The sequence below is a fragment of the Streptomyces sp. NPDC007945 genome, assembly GCF_042958885.1.
In the GTDB taxonomy this organism is placed as follows: Bacteria; Actinomycetota; Actinomycetes; order Streptomycetales; family Streptomycetaceae; genus Streptomyces.
The window spans coordinates 724,679-746,091 of sequence record NZ_JBIBJV010000002.1 but is presented as its reverse complement, the minus strand read 5'-3'; the positions used below and the strand labels follow the sequence as shown (position 1 = coordinate 746,091).

Here is a 21,413-nt window from a genome sequence, read left to right as displayed (position 1 = left end):
ACTGAAGGAGGTGGAGCCGCCCACCACGTGATGACTCGCAGGTGCAATTCGGCCCAGCGAGGCGGGCGCGTGAAGGTTACGCCGGTCGCGTCAGACGCTGTGAGAGGCTGGGACGTATGAACCGGTTGGCTGGTACGACCTCGCCTTATCTGCTTCAGCATGCCGACAACCCGGTCGACTGGTGGCCGTGGAGTCCCGAGGCGTTCGAGGAAGCGAAACGGCGCGATGTGCCCGTTCTGCTGTCGGTCGGTTACAGCTCGTGCCACTGGTGTCACGTCATGGCGCACGAGTCGTTCGAGGACGAGGCCGTCGCCGCGCTGCTCAACGAGCACTTCGTGGCCGTCAAGGTGGACCGCGAGGAGCGGCCCGACATCGACGCGGTCTACATGGAGGCCGTCCAGGCCGCCACCGGTCAGGGCGGCTGGCCGATGACCGTCTTCCTCACCCCCGACGCCGCCCCCTTCTACTTCGGCACCTACTTCCCGCCGGAGCCCCGCCACGGCATGCCGTCCTTCCCCGAGGTCCTCGAAGGCGTCCACACCGCCTGGGCCGAGCGCCGCGGCGAGGTCGACGAGGTCGCCGAGCGGATCGTGAAGGACCTCGCCGGGCGCTCGCTCGCCGTCGTCGGCGACGGCCTGCCCGGCGAGGAGGAGCTCGCCGCCGCCCTCCTCGGCCTCACCCGCGACTACGACGCCGCCCGCGGCGGCTTCGGCGGCGCACCCAAGTTCCCGCCGTCGATGGTCCTGGAGTTCCTGCTCCGCCACCACGCCCGCACCGGTGCCGAGGGCGCCCTCCAGATGGCCGCCGACACCTGCGAGGCGATGGCCCGCGGCGGCATCTACGACCAGCTCGGCGGCGGCTTCGCCCGCTACGCCGTGGACCGCGCATGGGTCGTCCCGCACTTCGAGAAGATGCTGTACGACAACGCCCTGCTGTGCCGCGTCTACGCCCACCTGTGGAAGGCCACCGGCAGCGACCTCGCCCGCCGGGTCGCCCTGGAGACCGCCGACTTCATGGTCCGCGAACTCCGCACTCCGGAAGGCGGCTTCGCCTCCGCGCTCGACGCCGACAGCGACGACGGCACCGGCAGGCACGTCGAGGGCGCCTACTACGCCTGGACCCCCGCCCAGCTGGAGGAGGCGCTCGGCACCGAGGACGCCGCCCTCGCCGCGTCCCACTACGGCGTCACCGAGGAGGGCACCTTCGAGCACGGCGCCTCCGTCCTCCAGCTCCCCCAGGAGGCGGGCCCCGCCGACGCCGGCCGGATCGCCTCCATCCGCACCCGGCTCCACGCGGCCCGCGAGCGGCGCGAGCGCCCCGGGCGCGACGACAAGATCGTCGCCGCCTGGAACGGCCTCGCGATCGCCGCCCTCGCCGAGACCGGCGCCCTCTTCGACCGCCCCGACCTCGTGGAGCGCGCCACCGAGGCCGCCGACCTGCTGGTCCGCCTCCACCTCGACGACGGCGGCCGGCTCGCCCGCACCTCGAAGGACGGGCGGGCCGGCGAGCACGCGGGCGTCCTGGAGGACTACGCCGACGTCGCCGAGGGCTTCCTCGCCCTCGCCGCCGTCACCGGCGAGGGCGCCTGGCTCGACTTCGCCGGCCTCCTCCTGGACCACGTCCTCGACCGCTTCACCGGCGAGGGCGGCGCGCTGTACGACACGGCCGACGACGCCGAGGCCCTCATCCGGCGCCCCCAGGACCCCACCGACAACGCCACCCCGTCCGGCTGGACCGCCGCCGCCGGAGCACTGCTCTCGTACGCGGCCCACACCGGCTCGGAGGCCCACCGGACCGCCGCCGAGGAAGCCCTCGGCGTGGTCAAGGCGCTCGGCCCGCGCGCCCCCCGCTTCATCGGCTGGGGCCTCGCCGTCGCCGAGGCCCTGCTCGACGGCCCCCGCGAGATCGCCGTCGTCGGCAGCGCCGCCGACCCCGTCTACCAGGAGCTGCGCCGTACGGCCCTGAGGGCGGCCACCCCCGGAGCGGTCCTCGCCGCCGGGGCGCCCGACAGCGAGGAGTTCCCGCTCCTGCGCGACCGCCCCCTGGTCGCCGGTTCGGCCGCCGCGTACGTCTGCCGTCACTTCACCTGCGACGCACCGGTCACCGACCCGGACGCCCTGGCCCGGACGCTGCGCTGAGCCCCTGACACGGGCACGGCCCCGCCGCCCCTCCGGAGAGGGACGACGGGGCCGTGCCGTGGCCGAGCGCCGTTGCTCAGCTGTTGCCGGCGCCGTTGCCGGACAGCACGGGGATGTCGCTGAGGATGTGCGAGAGCGGCTCGTCACCCTTGGCCTGGGTGGAGTTCTCGACGCACTGCTGGTTCTGCGGGGAGGACAGGACGTTGATGTCCTGGACCGCGATCGGGATGAGGCCGACCAGCGAACCGGCGTTGACCTTGGCCGGGAGACCCACGCACGGCTTGTTCAGGGAGCCCTGGACGAGCGCGAACTGCGGGCTCATGTCGCCGTGGGTGGCGGAGTTGCCGAACTCCTGGTGCGCTCCGTTGCCGGAGAGCGAGGTGGTGCCACCGTCGTCGGCGATCGCGAGCGCCTGCCCGGCCGTCGCGCCGACGACCGAAACAGCCACCGCAGCGGTCGCGAGGAGCTTCTTCATTTTCTGGCCTTTCGGATGACTGGCCCAGGCTGAGTGCCGAGCCGCACTGATCAACTGGTCGGAGGGGCCGAGGTTCCGGTATGTCCACCGGACGGCCTACGGGCAGATGAGCGAAGACCCCCGGGCGGGCTCGTAGTCGGCGACGGAGAGCTTGCTGGGCGCGATGACGTCGCCGGGCGGCAGCGGCCGGTCCGCGCGCAGGCGCGCGAAGACCTCCGCGGCCCCCTCCTCGTCCCAGCCCACGGTGGATCCGACCCCGTCGATCGACGGGTTGAAGCCGCGGACCGGCACCGTCGCCAACTCCGTACGGGACGGGCCGAGGTCCCTCAACCTGGAAGCCAGCGTGAGCAGTTCGGACACCGAGATGCCCCGCTCGGCGGCGGCCGTGCCGCGCAGCGTCGAGGCGAGTGCCCGGAGCTTCGCCGGGTCCGCGAGGATCCCGCCGGAGCGCACCCGCTCCAGCATGTTGACGAGGAACCTCTGCTGCTTGCGGATGCGGCCGAAGTCCATCTCCCCGTCGGCCTTCCGGGAGCGGACGTACTGCAACCCCTCGCCGCCGCCCACGTTCCGGGTGCCGACCGGGAGGTCCAGGCCGGTCGCCGGGTCCTTCAGCGGCTTCTGCGTGCAGATGGGCACCCCGTCGTCGACCCGGTCGACGCTGTCCATGAAGCGGCGGAAGTCGACTTCGAGGTAGCGGTGCACGGAGAGTCCCGTCACCGCCTCCACGGTCTCGATCGCGAGGCCCGGACCGCCTTCCGCGCGGGCCGCGTTGATCTTCGCGAGATGGGCGTCGTGAATGGTGCCGGTCCTGAGGTCGGTGTGGGGGCCGGCGAGTTCGACGAGCGAGTCGCGCGGCAGCGAGACCACGCTCACCCGGTCGTTCCCGGCCGAGACGTGGACGAGCATGATCGCGTCCGCGCAGTCGCAGTCCGCGCCGCCGAGCCGGAAGCGCTCCTTCTCCTCGGCGGTGACCCCCGCCCGGGAGTCGGTGCCGACGAGGAGCAGATTGAGTCCCTCGGAGGGGGAGGGGAGTTGGGCCGGTCCGCCGAGGGCGGAGGCGAGGGCTCCGGGGGCGAGCGCGAGAAGCGCCGCCGGTGCGAGCAGGAGCCGCCACGGGCGCGGGAATCTCATGTCCGCACGCTATTTCGACCCCACTCGCACACAGGTGCGCGACGCGGTATCGGGCGTGTGAATCACTCCGTTGCGAGGCTTGTGTAATGATGCGGGAATAGCAGCGGAAGGAGCGAGAATGGCGCCGCCGGTTCCCGGTAATCCCGGGAAATGGGAACGGATGGCCTTCATTCCGAAGAGCCGGTACGTGAGCGAACCGCCGACCGTCGACCGGGCCCCGTCCACCCGGCAATTCCCCGTCTATTCCGCCCTGGTGACCCAGTGGGTGCAGGCGGGGCGGGCGGTGCCGGGCATGCCGGACCGGGAGTGGGAGCGGCTGATGTCCACGCCCGTCTGGCCGCGTTAGCGGGCCGGGTACGCACGAGGGGCCGCCCCGGCGGGGCGGCCCCTCGACGCGCGACCGTCAGCTGTTGCCGACGCCGTTGCCCGAGAGGATCGGGATGTCCTCCAGGATGTGCGACAGCGGCTCGTCGCCCTTCGCCTGCGTCGAGTTCTCGACGCACTGCTGGTTCTGCGGGGAGGACAGGACGTTGACGTCCTGGACCGCGATCGGGATCGCGCCGACCAGCGAACCGGCGTTGAGCTTCGCCGGCAGCCCGATGCACGGCTTGTTCAGGGAGCCCTGGACCAGCGCGAACTGCGGGCTCATGTTCCCGTAGGTGTAGGAGTTGCCGTACTCCTGGTGGGCGAAGTTGCCGCTCTTGGAGGTGGTGCCGCCGTCGTCGGCGATGGCGAGGGCGGGGGTGGCCGCGGCGGCGGAGGCGCCGACGATCGAGGCGGCGGCGGCCGCGGTGGCCATGACCTTCTTGATCACGGGAGTTCCCTTCTAGAACCGGCTCCGTGCAGGGAGCCCCCTGATCAACTCGCCTCGGAGCGACGGGTTCCGCCCTGTCACCCCGTTGGCGGAGCGCGCGCGGCAGCGCTCGTCGGGGTCCCCAGTCGATCGGGTGAAGGGCCGGAACCTCCGCCCCCGTCCGGAGTTGATCCCGTCGCATCAATCACGTCGATTGGTGGGAAGAGAGAACGGATTCACCGTGATCAAGAAGATGATGGCGGCCGCGGCCGTCACCGCTTCGGCCGTCGGCGTCGCCGCCGCGGCCGCCGCTCCCGCGATGGCCATCGCCAACGACGGCGGCACGACCTCCCTCTCCGGGAACGGCGCCCACCAGTCGTTCGGCAACTCGACGACCAAGGGCGACATGAGCCCGCAGTTCTCGGCGGTGCAGGGGTCCCTGAACAAGCTGTGCCTCGGCGCCCCGGTCAAGGGCAACGTCGGCTCGCTCGTCGGCATCCTCGTCCCGGTCGCGGTCCAGGACGTCAACGTCCTGTCCTCCCCGCAGAACCAGCAGTGCGCCGAGAACTCGACGCAGGCCAAGGGCGACGAGCCGCTGTCGCACCTCGTGGAGGACATCCCGGTCCTCTCCGGAAACGGAATCGGCAACAGCTGATCCTGGGACAAGCGCACCGCAGGGCCGGAGGAATTCCTTCCTCCGGCCCTGTGTCGTGCGCGCCAACGGAGTGAATACCGGCCCGGGGAACGCGCGATCCGGTTTCCTTCGCGAGAGGTTGTCGTTGTCCGTGTGAGCGACGGAAGCCGATCTTCCGCCGCGGAAAAGGAGCCAGACGAAATGAAGTGCAAGAAGGCTGCCGCCGTCATCGCCGGAGTCATCATGGCCATGGGTGCGGCCACCCCCGCCTTCGCGGACGCCGAGGCGGCCGGCGCGGCCATCGGTTCGCCGGGTGTCCTCTCGGGCAACGTCGTCCAGATCCCGATCCACGTGCCGATCAACGTCTGCGGCAACAGCATCAACGTCATCGGTGCGCTGAACCCCGCCTTCGGCAACGTCTGCGTCAACGACTGATCCAGACCGTCGCGGCAGAGCCCACGGCAACCACCGGCCCCGGGAGGCGCACCGCCTCCCGGGGCCGGCCCCTTTGCCGGACGCGGCCCTCCGGCTTCATCGCCGGGTGGGCCGGGGGAGCGGGGTGGGGGAGGGAGCGGGGGTCGCGGGGCCGGGGACGGTCGCCGGGTGCGGGGGGCGGCGGACCGCGAGCCGTCGGCGGACCGCCGCCAGGGCCCGGCGCAGCAGGTGGGCGCACCAGGCGCGGCCCATGGCGAGCGCGGGCGCCGGGTCGTCGGCGGCGCACCAGGCGCGCTCGGCGGGCTGCCGGGCGGTGCCCGGCTCGGGGGCGTACCGGCGGCGCGGGGAGGCGAGCAGCGAGAGCGCCGCGTAGTTCTCGACGACGAACCGGCGGCCGTACGCGGGGGAGAGCGGCGGTACGGGCCGGTCGGTGAGGTCCAGGTGCAGGGCCCGCACCACGTCGAGGCCCTGGTGGTCGGAGAAGAGCCGGAACTGGGCGCCGGGGCGGGGGTTGAAGTCCAGCAGGTGATAGGCGCCGGTGTCCCGGTCGAGCCGGAAGTCGAGGTCGCAGACGCCCCGGTGGCCGAGCGCTTCGAGCAGCCCGCGGGCGAGCCGGTCCACCTCGGGGTTGGGCGCCCAGCGGCCCACGGCGGTGAGCCCGGCCCCGTCCGGCCATGACCGTTCCTTGCGGCCGGTGGCCCCGACGACGCAGCGGCCGGCGGAGTCCGCGTACCCGTGGAAGAACCAGTCGAGGCCCGGGCCCGGCGGAAGCAGCTCCTGGAGCAGCAGCCGGCTGCCGGCCTGCGGGGTGCGGCGGTACAGCTCCCGCACCTCGGCCAGCGAGCGGAGGATCGTCGTACTGCGCAGTCCCGAACCGGCGGGCAGCAGCCAGGGGCGGCTCCACTTGGCGACCACCGGCAGGCCGAGCGACCAGGCCATGGCGGCGGCCTCGTCGGCGCCGGCGGGGAGTTCGGTACGCGGGTGGGGCAGGCCCAGCTCGGCGCAGACCCCGGCCAGCCGGGCCTTGTCGGCGACCCTCAGCAGCTGCTCCTCGGTCCGCTCGGGCAGCAGGATCCTGCCCGCGAGCTCGCTCCTGTGGCGGGCGAGCGCGAGCGCGCTGACGTCGTCCAGCGGCACGGCGAGCACCGGAGCCGATGGCGCGCCGGTGATCTCGCCGGCGAGCCGGAGCAGCAGTGCGGCCAGCTCGGTGGAGGCCGTGGAGTCGGGCCGGACGTGCACCGAGCGGACGTACCGCGAGCGGGCGGCCGGGCTGTCGCGCGACTCGACGACCGCGTGCACGGGGATCCCGGCCCGGCCCAGGGAGCGGGCCGCCCCGAGCGTTCCGTGGTGGAAGGGGTTCCGGTCGAGCCGCACGAGGAGTGCGGGAACGCGGGTGTCGAAAGGCGGCACGGCATGGCCCCTTCATCTCGGGTGCCCCAACTGGGCGATGAAATCCTCTAATGGACTACGGAGTGAAAGAAAGCCGCGTTCACGGTCGGCTCATTAGGAATACTTTCAGAACATCAGATTGACTGTGCGTCAAACGGCGTGCGCCTGAAGGAGCGGCCATGGAACCTGTCGGAGGAACACCGAGAAGAACAAGAACCTGGCTGGGGGTGATCACCGCCGGCCTCCTCGTCTCGGGTTCGGTCGTCCTGTCGGCACCCGCCCGGGCCGCCGCGCCCCCGGCGGCGGAGAGCCCCGGTCCGGTTCTCCCCGCCACCTCGGCCATGGGCGCCTTCCTCGATTCCGGTTCCCGGGGCGTCAGGCGGATCGCCGAGCTGGAGCGCTGGCTCGGCGGACGCGAGCTCCGCGTCGGCCACACCTACCTGCCCGGCGACCTCTGGTCCAACATCGAGGGCCCGCCCGGCTTCCTCGACGCCTGGGCCGACTGGCGCAACACCAAACGGGACCGGATCCTCGTCCTCAACGTCCCCATGCTGGAACGCAACGAGGCACGCGTCTCCGACCAGGAGGTACGCCGCCAGCTCCAGCTCGGCGCGGCCGGCTACTACGACCACCACTTCCGCACCCTCGCGCGGCGGCTCGTCAAGGCGGGGGCGCTGGACCCGGTCCTCGTCCTCGGCTGGGAGATGAACGGCACCACCTACACCCACCGCTGCGGACCCGACCCGACGGCCTGGAAGAAGTACTGGAACCGGATCGTCACGACCATGCGGTCCGTGCCCGGCCAGCGGTTCCGCTTCGACTTCAACCCCAGCCGCGGCCGGGACGCGGTGCCGTGGACCGAGTGCTATCCCGGTGACGACGTCGTCGACATCATCGGCATGGACTCGTACGACCAGCCACCCGGCTCGGATTTCGACCGGCACGTGAACGAGCCGTACGGGCTCCAGAAACAGGTCGATTTCGCGGCCGAGCACGGAAAGCAGATCTCCTATCCCGAATGGGGGCTCTTCCGGAACGGCGACAACCCGACGTACATGCGGCGCATGCTGGAATGGATCCGGCAGCACAAGCCGCTCTACCACACCATCACGGACTATTGCCCGCACGGCGTCTGGCAGTGCGACGACAATCCGGAGTCGTCACGCGTGTTCCGGGAGATGCTGTACGGGGCGGAGCCTTCGGTGCCGGTGGATCCGGTGGACCCCGTGGATCCGGTGGATCCGACGATTCCCGAGCCGAAGCCGGAGCCGAAGCCTGAGCCCAAACCTGAGCCAAAGCCTGAGCCCAAGCCTGAGCCGAAGCCGGAACCCAAGCCGGAACCCAAACCCGAGCCGAAGCCGGAGCCGAAGCCGGAGCCGAAGCCGGAGCCGAAGCCGGAACCCAAGCCCGAGCCGAAGCCTGAGCCGAAGCCGGAACCCAAGCCGGAACCCAAGCCTGAGCCGAAGCCCGAGCCGAAGCCCGAACCCAAGCCTGAGCCGAAGCCCGAGCCGAAGCCCGAACCCAAGCCTGAGCCGAAGCCCGAGCCCAAGCCTGAGCCCAAGCCCGAGCCCAAGCCGGAACCCAAGCCCGAGCCCAAGCCTGAGCCCCAGTGTTGGGCCGTCGGGCTCGGGGACTGGGTGGAGAGCTGGATCGGCGGGCCGGTGTGCGTGTCCAAGGAGACCGGGTGGAAGGACGAGCCGAAGCTCGACCTCGGCCTGAACCTGGACCTCGACTGGAAGGGGGCCCTCGACGGCGTCTGGCCGTTCTGACGGTCAGCCGCCCGGTACGGACGCGGGCGCGCGGCCGGCGAGGCGGGCGAGGAGCCGGCCGACCCAGGCCCGCTCCCGCGCCTGCCGGGCCGCCCAGCGTCGCGCGTCCGCCGCGCCCGCGTGGAGCCAGAGGAGCGGGGCCGTACCGCGGCCGGCGAGCAGCAGCCGCCGGTTGCGGACCGGCTCCGGCCGCCAGTGCTGCTTGTACGGTTCGCTGCCCCGCAGCATGCTCAGCGTGGCCCGGCCGCCCGCGCTCGTCTCGCGGGCCCCGTGGCGCAGCAGCATCGCGGCGATGTCGACCTTCCACTCCCGCAGCACCGGGTCGGCGCCGTACAGGTAGCCGCCGGCGAGACGCGGGGACATCAGGGTCAGGTCGGCGGCGACGACGTCCCCGCCGAGCCGGAACTCGGTGACCATCGCGTCGCCGCGCTCCACCATGGGGCGGACCGCCCGCGCCAGGTGCTGGGCGAACCGCTCGCTGGTGTGCTCGGCGGTCACGCCGCGGCCCCGCCACTGGAGTCGGTGGAGGGTGAGCAGCCGGTCGAGCGCGGCCGGCACGTCGGGGCCTGTCACCACGTGCGCGTCGATGCCGAGCGCGTCGAGCCTGCGCAGCTTGGCGCGGACCCGCTGGGCCTTCCCGGACGGGATCCGTTCGAGCAGGCCCTCCATGGGGACGGCCGGCAGCTCCAGGCACAGCGAGTCGGGGAGCCGGCGGCGCGGCCCGCGCCAGTGCGCGAAGACCCGTTCGGCGGCGGCGCCGGGCCGCACCTCCCGCAGGTCGACGACCGCGCCCCGGGCCGTCCGGGCGACGGCGGCGGCCAGCGCGGCGGCCGCCTCGGGACGCTCGTCGTCGAGGAGGACGTCGGTGAAGTCGGTGATGGCGCCGCCGAGCTGGGTGAGGACGGGCAGCGGCCCGCGCGCCCGCATCAGGGGTGCCGCCGCGACCAGCGCGCCGGAACCGTCCCGTACGAGCACCACCCGCAGCGCGCCGGGACGGCCGTACGACACCCACCAGGAGTGCAGCCAGGAGTGGGACTGGAAGGGGGTCGCCGAGGAGCAGCGCCCGTACAGCGCCGTCCACTCGGCCGCCAGCCGCCCGAAGGCCTCCGTGTCACGGCAGAGCTCCGTCCGCAGGGTTCTCCCCAAGGTCACACCGCCTCCGTCTGGTGGGTGGCGGGCGCGGGCACCGCGGCGCCCGTGGCCACGGCCGGGCGGGAGTGGCGGCCCTCGGCTCGCCCGGCGGCCCGCCTCGGGCGGACGAGCAGCGCGAGCCCGCCGAGCAGGCCGCCGGCGCAGGCGCCGACGAGGGCGGAGAGCGGCGCGGACGGCGACACGGGAGCGGTCGGCTTGGTCGCGCGGGAGAACTGGACGACCTTGACGCCGGTGCTGCCCGCGACGTGCGAGGAGTTGAGGACGAGCGAGCGGGCCACGCCGTCGGCGATCGACACCGCCTTCGACGGCTGCGACGCGCGGGCGGTGATGGAGATCATCGGCGCGTCCGGGGAGGTCTCGGCCTGGACGCTCTCGCGGAGGGTGGCGGCGGTGACGCCGGCCCACACCTGGGCGTCGCCGGTCACCGCGATGTCGGTGGCGACCCGGCCGTACGCCTGGGCGAAGCCGAGCGCCGCCGCCGGGTCGGACTTCTCACCGGGCACGACGATGACGTAGCTCGTGGCGGCGTACTCGGGGGTCTTCAGGGCCCCGTAGCCGCCGCCGAGCGCGGCCCCGGCGACGACGGCGGCGGGCAGCACCGCCCAGCGGCCGGGGGAGCGCAGGGGGGCGGGCACGCGCGCGGCGCGGGGTGGGGTGGTGGTCATGACGGGCTCTCTCGCTGGGACGGTCGGGGGGTTCCGAAAAGGCGTTTGAGGGGGGTGCTCACGGTGCGGGGCGGCCGTGGACGGCCTGGTCGTAGAGGGTCATCAGCCGGTCGGCGCTGTGCGCGATGTCGTAGCGGCGGGCGGCGGCCGGGGCGGGCAGGCGTACGGGCCGGGGGCCGTGCGCGGCCCGCAGCTCGTGCAGCGCGCCGATCAGCTCCGGCATCGACTCGCCGATCCGCCGGGCACCGGGCGCCGCGTCGGCCGGCAGGTCCTCGATCGCCGGGCACGCCACGTACAGCACGGGCAGCCCGGCGGCGAGCGCCTCGACGACGGCGAGCCCGAAGGTCTCGTCGGGCGAGGTGGAGACGAAGACGTCCATGGCGGCGAGGAGTTCGGGGAGCATCGGCCCGGCGGGAGCGTCCAGCGGCGGGTCCTCGCAGGCGCCGAAGAACAGCACCCGTCCGGCGGCGCCGCACTCACGGGCCACCGCCCGCAGCTCCTCGCGGCGCTCGCCGTCGCCGACGAGGAGAAGTCGGGCCTCCGGCACCGCGGCCACGGCCCGGATCAGCCGGTCGAACCGCTTGCCGGGCGCGAGCCTGCCCACTCCGCCGACCACGAAGGCGTCCTCGGGGATGCCGAGGACGCCCCGGGTGAGCCGGCGGGCGCGCGGCGCGAAGGCGAAGCGGTCGGTCTCGATGCCGTTCGGCACCACCTGGACCCGGTCCGGCGGCACCCCCCAGTCGGCGAGCCGGCGGGCCACGCTCGCCGAGACCGCGACCGTGGAGGTGCCGAGCCGCTCCGAGGCCAGATAGAGCGCGCGGGTGCCCGCCGACAGCGGGCGGCCCTCGATCTGCGACTCCCCGAGCGAGTGCTCGGTCGCGATGACCCGGCGGACGCCGCCGAGCCGGGCGGCCAGCCGGCCGTAGACGCAGGCCCGGTACAGATGGGTGTGCACGAGGTCGTAGCCGCCCTCGCGGACCATCCGGGCGAGCCGGGGCAGCGCGCCCACGTCCCGGTTCCCGGTCATGCCGAGGTGGCTGACCGGGGTGCCGTCGGCCTCGATGCCGGCCGCGACCGGGCCCGGGTTGGTGAGCGTCACCACCCGGCCCCGGACAGGGAGGTGGCGCAGCAGCAGGCGGAGCTGCTGCTCGGCGCCGCCGATGCCGAGGCCGGTGATGACGTGCAGGACCTTCAGGGGTCCGCTCTTCCCGGGGCGGCTCATGCCGGCACCGCCGCGGCCGGGCCCGCGGGGGCCGGTTCGGCGGGGTGGCGGCGGCGCAGCGGGTGCAGGACCCGCTTCGCGGTGAGCCGCCACGCGGTGTCGTTCTCGCCGATGTGGACGCGGGGCAGGGCGTGGATGCCGGTCAGCGGGCCGGGGTCGATGGCGCAGGCGTGGCCGTACCCGGCCTCGCGCACGGCGCGGACCACCCGCGGGTCGACGGCCCCGTAGGGGTAGCAGAAGCCGTCCACCGGGCCGCCGGTGATCTCCTCCAACAGGGCCCGGGAGCGGCGGGTCTCGTCGGCGAGGGTGGCGTCGTCGGCCTCCGTGAGGCGGCGGTGCGTCAGGCCGTGCGAGCCGATCTCCATGCCGGCGGCGGCGATCCGCTCGATGCCCTCCGCGGTGAGCAGCGGCTTGCGGGGGCCCCCGGCGTCCCAGTCGTTGACGGCGCCGAGCCGGCCCGGCAGGACATAGACCGTGGCCGTGAAGCCGTGCCGGCGCAGCAGCGGCAGCGCCGAGTCGAGGAAGTCGGCGTATCCGTCGTCGAAGGTGAGGCCGACGAGGCCCCTGGCCCGTCCGGCGGCGGTCGCGGCGAGCAGCTCCCGCACCGACACCCCGCGCAGGCCGCGGTCGCCGAGCCAGTGGAGCTGGCGGGCGAACCGCACGGGGGAGACCGTCACCCGGTACGGATCGTCAGCGGTGTCCGTGATCGAGTGGTACATCGCCACCCACAGGGGCGGCTTCGCCCACAGGGGCGGCTTCGGCAGCAGACGGCGCGGCGCGGTGGGGGCGGGCATGGTCTGTCCTTCGGCGTCGGGTGGTGGCGTGCGGGACGGGAGGGATCTCCGGCGCCTTGGCGGCGCGGGTGAGGAAGACGAGGAAGACGGCCGTGACGACGAGGGCCGCGACGGCGAGGGAGACCAGCGGGGGCTCGATCGCCACCGAGGCGAGCCAGCCCGCGCCGGTCGCCCAGGCGCCGGCCGCGGCGAGCCGCAGCAGTCCGTCGCCGAGCCGGTCGGACCGGACGGGGACGGTCTGCCGGTGGGCGCCGCGCAGCAGCAGGACGGCGGTGAGCGTGATGCCGAGGGCGTTGGCGGCGGCGAGGCCGACGGAGCCCCAGGCGGCGGCGCCGGGCACTCCGGCGGCGGCGGTGGCGGCGAGCCCGGCGGCCATCGCGGCGGCCGGGTACCAGAGGGGGCGGGCCGCGGAGAAGTAGCAGCGGGCGAGGGCGCCGACCATGGTCTGACCGAGCAGCCCGAGCGCGTAGACCCGCATGACGGACGCGGTGGCGACCGTGTCCGAACGATCGAACTCACCCCGCTGGAAGAGCAGTTCGACGATCTTCGGGGCGGCGGCGATCACCACGGAGGCGCCCACCAGGACCACCACGGCGGCCAGCAGCAGATCCCGCTCGACCCGCCGCCGCGCCCCCTCGGGATCGCCCGCGGCCAGCGCCCGCGCGATCACCGGGAAGCTGACCGTGCACAGCATCAGCGACAGGATCATCGGCATCTGCGCGATCTTCTGCGCGTAGTTCAGGTGCGAGATCGCGCCCGAGGGCAGCGGCGCGGCGAGGAACCGCTCGATCAGCGTCTGCGACTGCCGGATCAGCGAGAAGGCGACCACCGGCGCGATCAGCCCGAGCACCACGAGCCGCCCGTCCCCGGCGAGGCCCGGCGCGGGCGCCTCCGGCTCCCGCGACGGCACCGGCCGCGCCCGCAGCGCCCGTACCAGCGCCGGCGCCTGCACCAGCACCATGAACACCCCGCCGACCGCCACCCCGGCGGCGGCCGACCGCACCCCCCACGGATCGCGCAGCAGCACCATCGTGCCGATGATGCCGACGTTGTACGCCACGTAGATCGCGGCCGGCGGCAGGAACACGTGGTGCGCCCGCAGCGCCGCCGAGCAGTAGCCGACCAGCGCGAAGGTCAGCACACAGGTCGCGGTGAGCCGGGTGCAGTCCACCGCGAGCCCCGGGTCGGAGAGCCCGGGCGCGAGCAGCCGCACGACCGCCGGCGCGGCCGCGACCAGGACGGCGGCGACGGCGGCGACGGAGAGGGTGAGCCGCGGCAGCGTCCCCCGCACCAGCTCCCGTACGGGATCCCCGGACGGCGACCCCGAACGGCGGGCGAGGGCCCGGGAGAAGGCCGGCACCAGGATCAGCGCCATCGCGTCCTCGATGAGCAGCGTCGACGCGAACTCCGGCACCGTCCACGCCACCAGGAAGGCGTCCGTCTCCGCGCCCGCGCCGAAGTACCCGGCGAGGATCTGGTCCCGTACGAGCCCCAGCACCGCCCCGAGGGCCGTCAGCACCGCCGTCACGGCCGCCGCCTTCGCGAGGAAGCCGCGCCCCTGCCCGCCCCCCGCCGACCGCGTCCTGGTCCGCGCGTGCGCCCGCCTCCCCTTCGGCGCGGCGGGCGCCGGGGAGGGAGCGGGCGCCGGGGCGGCGGCCGGCGCCCACACGTCGACGGCGGCGGTGTGCCCCACCGGGCGGAGCACCGGGATCCGCCGCGCCCCGCTCAGCCCGGCCGGCGGCGCCACGGCCCCGCCCCCCGGCAGCACGACGGCCCCCGGGGCGCACGGGGAGTCCGTGGCGCCCGGAGGCAGGGGGGACCAGGGGTCGGTCAGGGGTTCGCCGCGCTGCGGACACGGCGGGACGGCGGGGCCGCCGGGCCCCGGAGGCGCGACGTACGCGTCCGTGGGATCCGGCGGACCGGCCCACGGGTCACGCACCGCGCACCTCCGGCGGGCCCTCCGGCCCCGGGGCGAGGGCCCACCAGGCGGCGAGGCCGAAGACCACCGACATCAGCACCGTCGACGGGCCGCCGATGTCCGCGTAGAAGAAGTCGATCAGCTGCCAGGCCAGCAGCCCGCCGGCCACGAGGGCGCACTCCGCCCCCGTCCGGCGCCGCCGCAGCGCGCCCACGAGCAGCGCCAGCCAGCTCCCGGCGAGCGCGAGCAGCCCGATGAGCCCCTGCTCGCTGAGGACCAGCAGGTACATGTTGTGCGGGGAGAGCAGCGGCTGCTTCCGGTACCCCGCGCCCGCGCCCGCCGTGTCGCTGCCCGCGGAGAGCGCCACCGAGGCGTGCGAGTCCCGGTAGTGGGGGAAGCCCTTCAGGCCGACGCCGGTCAGCGGCTCGGAGCGCCACATCCGCCCGGCCGCCGCCCACATCGTGTACCGGTCCGTCACCGACTGGTCAGGCGCCGCCGTCACCCGCGTGATGCTGGTGACCCGCTCCTCCACCATCTCCGAGCCCACACCGAAGCCGCCGACGAGGACCACCGCGAGCGCGCCCACCGCCAGCGTCACCCGCGCCGCCCGCCGCACCCCGCCGAGCAGCAGCTGGATCCCGCAGGCCAGCACGGTCGCGATCCACGCGCCCCGGCTGAAGGAGAGCAGCAGCGGCACCACCAGCAGCCCGGCGCAGACCAGTGCGGCGGTCCGCGCCCGCCCGGCCGACGAGCCGAGCGCGATGCCCGTGGCGATCACCAGGCCGTACGCGACCACCGTCGCCATGCCCATCACGTCGGTCGCCCCGAAGGTGCCGACCGCCCGGATGTCCTCGCCCTGGTACGAGGCGCCCGTCCCCGTCAGGAACTGCCCGACGCCCACCGCGCCCTGGACCAGCGCCAGGGCCACCAGACCCCAGGCCACCACGGCGAAGTCCCGCCGGTCCCGGATCGTCAGCAGCACCGCCGCCGGGACGAGCACGAAGACCTGCACGTAGCGGGCGACGCCCGGCAGGCTCGACGCCGGGTCGTTCGAGGTGATCGCCGCCAGGCAGATCCCGAACACCGGCAGCCCGAGCACCACCGCCGCCGTCCGGGTCAGCGGACGCGCCCCGCCCCGCAGGAGCCGCACCAGGCAGTACAGGACGAGCAGCCCCGAGGCGGCGTCGGCGACGGTGCCGCCGGTCCCGCCCTCGGCCCCGCCGCCGCCCGGTACCAGCAGCAGCGCGACCACCGCGAGCACCGGGGAGAGCGCCCCCACTCTGCGGACCAGGTCCCCCGGCCCGGGCACCCCCGCGAGGGCCGGAACCGTCGTCACGGCCGTCGCCATCCTCAGCTCCCCGTCGGTCGCACGAGCCCGGCCGCCGTGCGGACGAGGATGCAGACGTCCTGCCAGAGCGACCAGTGGTCGATGTAGTGGTTGTCGAACCGGCAGCGGTCCTCGATCGACGTGTCGCCGCGCAGCCCGTGGACCTGCGCCAGACCGGTCAGCCCGACCGGCATCCGGTGGCGGGCCGCGTACCCCGCGTGGATCTTGCTGAACTGGGCGACGAAGTACGGCCGTTCGGGTCGCGGCCCGACCAGGCTCATGTCACCGCGCAGCACGTTCCACAGCTGCGGCAGCTCGTCGAGGGACGACTTCCGCAGGAAGCTGCCGGCCGCGCTCATCCGCCGGTCCCCGGCCACGTTCCACCGGGTCGCCGACTCGGTCTCGTCCGACGGCCGCAGCGTCCGGAACTTCAGCAGCGTGAAGTGCCGCCCGTGCTGGCCCACCCGCTCCTGCCGGAACAGCACCCCCGGCCCGTCCGACAGCCGCACCGCGAGCGCGCACACCGCGAGCACCGGCAGCGCCAGCGCCAGCGCCGGACCGGCGAGCGCGATGTCCAGGGCCCGCTTGGCCACCGCCCCGCGCCGCTCGGTCGCCGGCACCAGGCGGCGCCGCGCGTACCCCCACACGTGCTCGCCCATCGGCCCGTCCTGCCGCTCGCCGCCGACCCGCCAGGTCGTACAGCCGTAGTGCTGGAAGAGCGTCACCAGCTCCGGCTCGTGGGACAGGAACACCGCCTCGCGGACCGTGTTCTGGATGACCGCCCGGCGGATCTCCTCCGCCGTCGTCAGCAGCGGAAGCCCCGGCTCCAGCGGCCGCTGCTCACCGACCGTCGCGTCCGGCAGCCCCACGATCCCGACCGGCCGCATCCCGTACTCGGGGTGCTGCGCCGCCGCCGCCGCGAACCGGCGGGCCGCCGCGGGCGGGCCCACCACCAGCGCGGACCGCGGCCGCTCCCGGGCGATCCGCCGCCCGCGCGCCAGCAGCACCGCCCGCAGCACGGCCGCCACGCCGACGTGCGCGGCGTACGCCCCGCACAGCCGCAGCGGCCCGATCGCGAGCAGCGGCGACCAGGCCGCCGCACCGGCCGCGGCCACGCACCACACCACCCCGGCCCGCGAGGCGAGCGCCGGCAGCTCGTCGAGCAGCCGCGCGTGCATCGGCGGACGGTAGAGCCCACCGCGCCCGTCGAGCAGGAGCAGCAGCGCCGCGACCGGCAGCAGCAGCCGCGGGTCCTGGTGCGCCGGGGCGAGCAGCGCCGCCCCGGCGAGCACCGCCAGGCAGTCGACGCCCCGCAGCGCCGGAGCACCGGGACCCGGCCGCCCGGCCGCCCGGCGGCGCGCCGGCGCGAGCCGGCCGTGGAGCCGGCCGGAGAGCCGCCGACGGGGGACGAACGAGGCCGGCCCGAAGGCCGGACCCGCCACCGGCCACGGGCCGGGCGAGGAGGGAACGCTGGTACTTTCCGTGGTCACTGCGCAATCGGCTCTCTGTGCTCCGTGCCCCGCACTCCGGCCAGCTCGCGGTAGATCTCCGCGACGGCCGCGCCGGTGCGCCGCACATCGAAACTGCTGAGGACGTGCTCGTGGGCCTCCCGGCCCAGGCGGTGCCGCAGCTCCGGCCGGCCCAGGAGGCGGCCGAGAGCAGTGGCGAGGGCGGCCGGATCCTCCGACGGGACCAGACACAGGGCTTCATGGCCGGGCGGCAGGCTCTCGCGGGCCCCGTCGACCTCGGTGACGACCACCGGCCGGCCCGCCGCCATCGCCTCCAGGGGCGCCAGCGCCATGCCCTCCCAGCGGGACGGCAGCACGACGACGTCCGCCGCCCGGTACCAGGGCGCGGTGTCGCCGACCGCGCCGGCGAACCGCACCGAGGGACCGGCGGCGGCCCGCAGCCGCTCCCCGTCCGGACCGTCGCCGACGAGCACGAGCCGCGCGCCCGGCACCTCGGCGAGGACCGCCGGCCAGGCGGCCAGCAACACGTCCTGGCCCTTCTGCCGGCACAGCCGACCCACGCACACCACGGTCGGCGCCGGGTTCCCGGCGGGACCGCCGGTCGCGAACCGCGCCACGTCCACGCCGTTGTGCACCACCGACCAGGCCGCCGTCACCCCGGCCTCCTCGCCGGTACGCCGCTCCGCCTCGCTCACGCACAGGATCCGGTCGGCCCAGCGGGCGCCGAACCGCTCCCAGCGGCGTGCCAGTTCGGCGGTGGTGCCGGTCACGGCCTCGAAGGACCAGGCGTGCGGCTGGTACACGGTCGGGATCCGCCCACGCACGGCCAGCCGGGCGCACAGTCCCGCCTTCGCCGAGTGGGCGTGGACGAGCGCGGGCCGCACGGCCCGGACCACCCGGGCCAGCCCGCGGGTCTCCCGCGGCAACGCGGGACCGGGGTCGCGCCCCGCCCGCCAGTCGTGGACCTCGGCGCCCTCGGCGCGCAGCTCCGCGGCGAGGGCGGTGCCGGGCGGGCAGGCGGTGACGGGCCGCAGCCCGGCGGCGCGCTGGGCGCGCACCAGGTCGACGACGACCCTGGCCACCCCGCCGTCACCCGGCTGGACCGCGTGCAGGACGGTGACGGACCCCGGGTCCGCCTCGATGGGGGCCCGCACGTCAGCGCCGTACGTCCGCCCGCGGGAAGAGCGCGCCGAGCCAGACGGTGTCCTCGCGGCCGCAGAGCCGGACGTGGACACGGTCGGCCCCGTTGCGCGGCGCCCCCCGCGGACCGAAGACGTCGGAGTCGTACCCCAGGGTGTTCCCGGCGGCCGGGAAGCGTGCCGTCCCGGCCTTGCGGAATTCGGCGACGCCGGAGTTCGGCCGGTCGTCCGCGGAATGGGTGGAATCGCTGATCGCGGTCGGCTTCTGACGGCCCGTCCACGGGTTGGGGCAATCCCCGGGAACCAGGGCGTCCTCCCGGGGCGCGGGCGGCGCGGCGGAGGCGAGTGGCGCGGCGCACAGAACCGCGCGCGACCGGGCGTACCACGCGCCGCGACGCACAGCAAGAACCGCTGAATTCCGCATACAGGTTCTCCGCTTTGATGAGAGAAGGAAGGGAAGACCCGTGAAGACCGGGGGAGGGGGAGGTGTTGTCCGCACGAAATGGGTGAACGCGCGGCGGGCCCGGAAGCAACGCTCCGGAACGTTATAACCCCGGCGCGGGGCGATAGTAAGCATTAGATGCTCGGAAACGCTAACTCCCGTATCCGACCGGCAGGTTCGTCGTTGAGCGTGTTGCGCCTTTCTCGGGTCCGTCGCCCGAATGGCCCTCCCGCAGGCCAAAGATCGGTTGAACGTCACCCGTTCGGGAGAGCAACCGATGAAAAACCGGCGCGTTGTTGTGGGAGCCGGGCCGAACAGTCCGCGCAGTCCGAGTTGGAAATCGATCGAGGAGAACTTCTCCATGTCCCGTATCGCCAAGGCCGTCGTTCTGACCGTGGGTGCCGCCGCCGCGGTCGCCGGTGCCGCCGGTGCCGCCGCCGCCGACTCCATCGCCGAGGGCGCTGCCGTGAAGTCCCCCGGTGTCGGCTCCGGCAACGTCGTGCAGGTCCCGGTCCACGTGCCGGTCAACGTCTGCGGCAACACCGTGAACGTCATCGGCGCCCTGAACCCGGCCTTCGGCAACGTCTGCGCCAACGTCTGACCTCGCACGTCGGATCGGTCCTTCCGAAGCCGGTGCGCCCGCCCCCGAGGGGCGGGCGCACCGGCTTTCTCCTTGCGGCCACTGGGCCGGCACCCGTTCGGGCGCATCCGCGTGCGCCGCCCGGTGCAACGGCGCACGCCCCTCCGAGGGGCAGTCCGGGAGGAGGATTCACTCGAACGGGGGCGTGGCGCTCAGTAGTTCTGCGATTGCGGAGCGCTATAGCCGCAGGCACGGTGGGAGAGCAGTTGTCCGACGCATAAGGAAAAGGAACACATATGCGTCCCCTGGCCATACGCCGTCTCACCGTCCTGGCGCTGTCCGCCGCCCTCACCCTCGGCGCGGCGGGAACCGCCTTCGCCGACGAGCGCCCTCCCTCCCGCGCGGCCGAACGGGCCGCCCGAGCCCCGCTCCCCGACCCCGCCGCCCCGCCGGCCGCGGCCGCGTCGGCCCCGACCGACGTCGACGCCCTGAAGGCGGAGATCCAGGCCGCCGTCGCCCAGGCCCAGGGGGTCGCTCCCGCCCCGCCGTCGGCGGCCCCGTCCACGGCGGAGCCGCCGGCCACCCCGGCCCTCGCGGACGTGCTCGGCAGCGTCGAGAAGGTCGTCGCCGGGTTGCTCGCCGCCGTCGGCTCCGGGGGTCTCGCCGGAGTCGCCCCGCAGGTCACCACCACGCTGACCTCCGTGGTCGACCTCGCCGTCACCACCCTGCTCGGCGGGCTGCCCGCCGCGGACGGCCTCCCCGACCTGCCGGTCGAGGCGCCCGTATCGCCCGTCGACGCGCCGGTGCCGCCCGTCGATGCGCCGGTGAAGCCTTCGCTGCCGGTCCGCTGACCCGCGCCCACCCCCCGCCCGTACCGGTTCGGCCTCCCGTCGAGCCGGTACGGGCGCGTCCGCGTCCGGTCATCCGGAAATAACACCGACCCCCTTCGATCGGGTGCAGTGTCGAGAAAACCTTCCTTCCGGAGTTTCCGGGGGGCGAACCTCTCGTTACAGAAGACGGAAGCGACGCGCGGGAATTTGCCAAGAAGCCCGTGTGGAACGCGAGTTGAAAGAACAGAGGAAGGATTCTCCCCATGAAGCCCAGCAAGGTCGCCGCGGTCGTCGCCGGTTCCCTCGTGGCCCTCGGCGCCGCCGCCCCCGCCATGGCCCAGCAGGCGCACATGCCCACCAGTCTGAACGGCGGCCTGGAGGCCATCGCCGCCAACGGACTGAAGTCGGACGTGCTCAGCAGCACCACCGAGGGCTCCCCGGTCAAGGCGGTCACCGACACCGCGACCCAGCTGAACCAGACCGGCAAGGGCCTCCCGCTGATCGGCGGCCTCCCGGTCAACCCGCTCGGCGGCTGATCGAATGATTTTCTGACCAATCGCCGTGTGGCCTCGACTTCACACGGTGTGCCGCTCCCTAATCTCGGGACCGTCCCACGCGAACGTCAGCGCGGGACGCGGCCGGACGGAGCGAGGGGGGATCCTCGCCGGTCTCTCCCTTTCTCCCGAGGAAGAGCGGTATGCGGTCCATCATCAGCAGGAAAGTTCTCACCGCGACGGCAGCGACCGGCTTGCTGTCGCTGACCGGCGGTCTCGCGCTGGCCGCGAACGCGCACCCCGGCACGGGCGGCACCCCAGGACCCGGCGGCGGGCAGGCTCACGCCTCCCACGCGCCGGTGCACTGCGGTCCCGGCATGGACCTGGGCGCATACGTGGCGTCGGCCGTCGGAGACCTCTGCGCCCACGCGACGGAGGACCCCGACGGCGGCTACGGCGAAGAGCCGACGCACCCGCCCACGACTCCGCCGACGAAGCCTCCGACCACTCCGCCGACGAAGCCGCCCACGACTCCGCCGACGAAGCCTCCGACCACTCCGCCGACGAAGCCGCCCACGACTCCGCCGACGAAGCCTCCGACCACTCCGCCGACGAAG

The 21,413-nt window shown here is 74.3% G+C and carries 21 protein-coding genes; 8 read left to right on the top strand and 13 right to left on the bottom strand.

Features of this window, described 5'->3' with window-relative positions; translation table 11 throughout:
• Positions 1–116 precede the first annotated feature (116 nt).
• On the top strand, positions 117–2,138 hold the full coding sequence (locus ACFZCF_RS08675; protein WP_391285515.1) for a DUF255 domain-containing protein: 2,022 nt from the start codon (positions 117–119) through the stop codon (positions 2,136–2,138).
• 76 nt (positions 2,139–2,214) lie between these two features.
• On the opposite strand, the gene ACFZCF_RS08670 is transcribed toward ACFZCF_RS08675, so the two are convergent.
• Positions 2,215–2,613: a rodlin gene (locus tag ACFZCF_RS08670; RefSeq protein ID WP_388437137.1), complete on the bottom strand. Its 399-nt coding sequence runs from the start codon at positions 2,611–2,613 to the stop codon at positions 2,215–2,217.
• A 96-nt stretch (positions 2,614–2,709) separates the two neighbouring features.
• Positions 2,710–3,744, bottom strand: coding sequence for an LCP family protein (locus tag ACFZCF_RS08665; RefSeq protein ID WP_391285512.1), 1,035 nt, complete (start codon positions 3,742–3,744; stop codon positions 2,710–2,712).
• A 187-nt stretch (positions 3,745–3,931) separates the two neighbouring features.
• Here ACFZCF_RS08665 and ACFZCF_RS08660 point away from each other — a divergent pair, with 187 nt between their 5' ends.
• Entirely contained in the window at positions 3,932–4,090 is a 159-nt protein-coding gene (locus tag ACFZCF_RS08660) for a hypothetical protein (protein ID WP_388437131.1), read from the top strand.
• 57 nt (positions 4,091–4,147) lie between these two features.
• Here ACFZCF_RS08660 and ACFZCF_RS08655 read toward each other — a convergent pair whose 3' ends face one another.
• Positions 4,148–4,558 (bottom strand): rodlin, encoded by a 411-nt coding sequence (locus ACFZCF_RS08655; protein WP_388437128.1) that lies wholly within the window; start codon positions 4,556–4,558, stop codon positions 4,148–4,150.
• 223 nt (positions 4,559–4,781) lie between these two features.
• On the opposite strand from ACFZCF_RS08655, the gene ACFZCF_RS08650 reads away from it, so the two are divergent.
• A complete protein-coding gene (locus ACFZCF_RS08650) occupies positions 4,782–5,192 on the top strand; it encodes a rodlin (RefSeq protein WP_391286006.1) in 411 nt (136 codons plus the stop codon).
• Positions 5,193–5,372: 180 nt separating this feature from the next.
• Positions 5,373–5,606 (top strand): chaplin, encoded by a 234-nt coding sequence (locus ACFZCF_RS08645; RefSeq protein ID WP_388437125.1) that lies wholly within the window; start codon positions 5,373–5,375, stop codon positions 5,604–5,606.
• A gap of 96 nt (positions 5,607–5,702) precedes the next feature.
• Here the strand turns inward: ACFZCF_RS08645 and ACFZCF_RS08640 are convergent, their stop codons facing one another.
• Entirely contained in the window at positions 5,703–7,016 is a 1,314-nt protein-coding gene (locus ACFZCF_RS08640) for an ATP-grasp domain-containing protein (RefSeq protein ID WP_391285509.1), read from the bottom strand.
• A 158-nt stretch (positions 7,017–7,174) separates the two neighbouring features.
• On the opposite strand from ACFZCF_RS08640, the gene ACFZCF_RS08635 reads away from it, so the two are divergent.
• Positions 7,175–8,764 (top strand): glycosyl hydrolase, encoded by a 1,590-nt coding sequence (locus ACFZCF_RS08635; RefSeq protein ID WP_391285508.1) that lies wholly within the window; start codon positions 7,175–7,177, stop codon positions 8,762–8,764.
• Positions 8,765–8,767: 3 nt separating this feature from the next.
• Here the strand turns inward: ACFZCF_RS08635 and ACFZCF_RS08630 are convergent, their stop codons facing one another.
• From ACFZCF_RS08630 to ACFZCF_RS08590, 9 genes are all read right to left on the bottom strand, one after another.
• Positions 8,768–9,910, bottom strand: coding sequence for a GNAT family N-acetyltransferase (locus ACFZCF_RS08630; RefSeq protein ID WP_391286004.1), 1,143 nt, complete (start codon positions 9,908–9,910; stop codon positions 8,768–8,770).
• Positions 9,911–9,912: 2 nt separating this feature from the next.
• Entirely contained in the window at positions 9,913–10,581 is a 669-nt protein-coding gene (locus ACFZCF_RS08625; protein WP_391285507.1) for a lipopolysaccharide biosynthesis protein, read from the bottom strand.
• 58 nt (positions 10,582–10,639) lie between these two features.
• The gene (locus ACFZCF_RS08620; RefSeq protein WP_391286002.1) at positions 10,640–11,776 is read right to left on the bottom strand and encodes a glycosyltransferase; all 1,137 of its coding nucleotides are present in this window, start codon (positions 11,774–11,776) and stop codon (positions 10,640–10,642) included.
• Between the two features lie 23 nt (positions 11,777–11,799).
• A complete protein-coding gene (locus tag ACFZCF_RS08615) occupies positions 11,800–12,597 on the bottom strand; it encodes a polysaccharide deacetylase family protein (RefSeq protein ID WP_388437113.1) in 798 nt (265 codons plus the stop codon).
• Positions 12,494–14,266: a murein biosynthesis integral membrane protein MurJ gene (gene murJ / locus ACFZCF_RS08610; RefSeq protein WP_388438885.1), complete on the bottom strand. Its 1,773-nt coding sequence runs from the start codon at positions 14,264–14,266 to the stop codon at positions 12,494–12,496. Before murJ ends, ACFZCF_RS08615 begins: the two co-directional genes overlap by 104 nt.
• A 262-nt stretch (positions 14,267–14,528) precedes the next feature.
• A complete protein-coding gene (locus ACFZCF_RS08605) occupies positions 14,529–15,863 on the bottom strand; it encodes an O-antigen ligase family protein (protein ID WP_391285504.1) in 1,335 nt (444 codons plus the stop codon).
• 2 nt (positions 15,864–15,865) lie between these two features.
• Positions 15,866–17,332 carry an exopolysaccharide biosynthesis polyprenyl glycosylphosphotransferase gene (locus ACFZCF_RS08600; RefSeq protein ID WP_388437109.1) on the bottom strand — a complete coding sequence of 489 codons (1,467 nt, stop codon included), beginning with the start codon at positions 17,330–17,332 and terminating at the stop codon, positions 15,866–15,868.
• Entirely contained in the window at positions 17,329–18,465 is a 1,137-nt protein-coding gene (locus ACFZCF_RS08595; RefSeq protein WP_388437106.1) for a glycosyltransferase, read from the bottom strand. Before ACFZCF_RS08595 ends, ACFZCF_RS08600 begins: the two co-directional genes overlap by 4 nt.
• A 1-nt stretch (position 18,466) precedes the next feature.
• Positions 18,467–18,850, bottom strand: coding sequence for a hypothetical protein (locus ACFZCF_RS08590; RefSeq protein ID WP_391285501.1), 384 nt, complete (start codon positions 18,848–18,850; stop codon positions 18,467–18,469).
• A 403-nt stretch (positions 18,851–19,253) separates the two neighbouring features.
• On the opposite strand from ACFZCF_RS08590, the gene ACFZCF_RS08585 reads away from it, so the two are divergent.
• The 3 genes from ACFZCF_RS08585 (at position 19,254) to ACFZCF_RS08575 (ending at position 20,838) form a co-directional block, all read left to right on the top strand.
• Positions 19,254–19,493, top strand: coding sequence for a chaplin (locus tag ACFZCF_RS08585; protein ID WP_388437100.1), 240 nt, complete (start codon positions 19,254–19,256; stop codon positions 19,491–19,493).
• 275 nt (positions 19,494–19,768) lie between these two features.
• Positions 19,769–20,323, top strand: a complete 555-nt coding sequence (locus ACFZCF_RS08580; RefSeq protein WP_391285500.1) for a hypothetical protein — start codon at positions 19,769–19,771, stop codon at positions 20,321–20,323.
• 242 nt (positions 20,324–20,565) lie between these two features.
• A complete protein-coding gene (locus ACFZCF_RS08575) occupies positions 20,566–20,838 on the top strand; it encodes a hypothetical protein (RefSeq protein ID WP_388437095.1) in 273 nt (90 codons plus the stop codon).
• The last annotated feature ends 575 nt before the right edge of the window (positions 20,839–21,413 follow it).

Bases quoted from the DNA above. Each gene is read 5' to 3' on its own strand.
- ACFZCF_RS08675 (WP_391285515.1), top strand. From the start codon at position 117: ATGAACCGGTTGGCTGGTACGACCTCGCCTTATCTGCTTCAGCATGCC.
- ACFZCF_RS08670 (WP_388437137.1), bottom strand. From the start codon at position 2,613: ATGAAGAAGCTCCTCGCGACCGCTGCGGTGGCTGTTTCGGTCGTCGGC.
- ACFZCF_RS08665 (WP_391285512.1), bottom strand. From the start codon at position 3,744: ATGAGATTCCCGCGCCCGTGGCGGCTCCTGCTCGCACCGGCGGCGCTT.
- ACFZCF_RS08645 (WP_388437125.1), top strand. From the start codon at position 5,373: ATGAAGTGCAAGAAGGCTGCCGCCGTCATCGCCGGAGTCATCATGGCC.
- ACFZCF_RS08635 (WP_391285508.1), top strand. From the start codon at position 7,175: ATGGAACCTGTCGGAGGAACACCGAGAAGAACAAGAACCTGGCTGGGG.
- ACFZCF_RS08625 (WP_391285507.1), bottom strand. From the start codon at position 10,581: ATGACCACCACCCCACCCCGCGCCGCGCGCGTGCCCGCCCCCCTGCGC.
- ACFZCF_RS08615 (WP_388437113.1), bottom strand. From the start codon at position 12,597: ATGCCCGCCCCCACCGCGCCGCGCCGTCTGCTGCCGAAGCCGCCCCTG.
- ACFZCF_RS08605 (WP_391285504.1), bottom strand. From the start codon at position 15,863: ATGGCGACGGCCGTGACGACGGTTCCGGCCCTCGCGGGGGTGCCCGGG.
- ACFZCF_RS08585 (WP_388437100.1), top strand. From the start codon at position 19,254: ATGTCCCGTATCGCCAAGGCCGTCGTTCTGACCGTGGGTGCCGCCGCC.
- ACFZCF_RS08580 (WP_391285500.1), top strand. From the start codon at position 19,769: ATGCGTCCCCTGGCCATACGCCGTCTCACCGTCCTGGCGCTGTCCGCC.
- ACFZCF_RS08575 (WP_388437095.1), top strand. From the start codon at position 20,566: ATGAAGCCCAGCAAGGTCGCCGCGGTCGTCGCCGGTTCCCTCGTGGCC.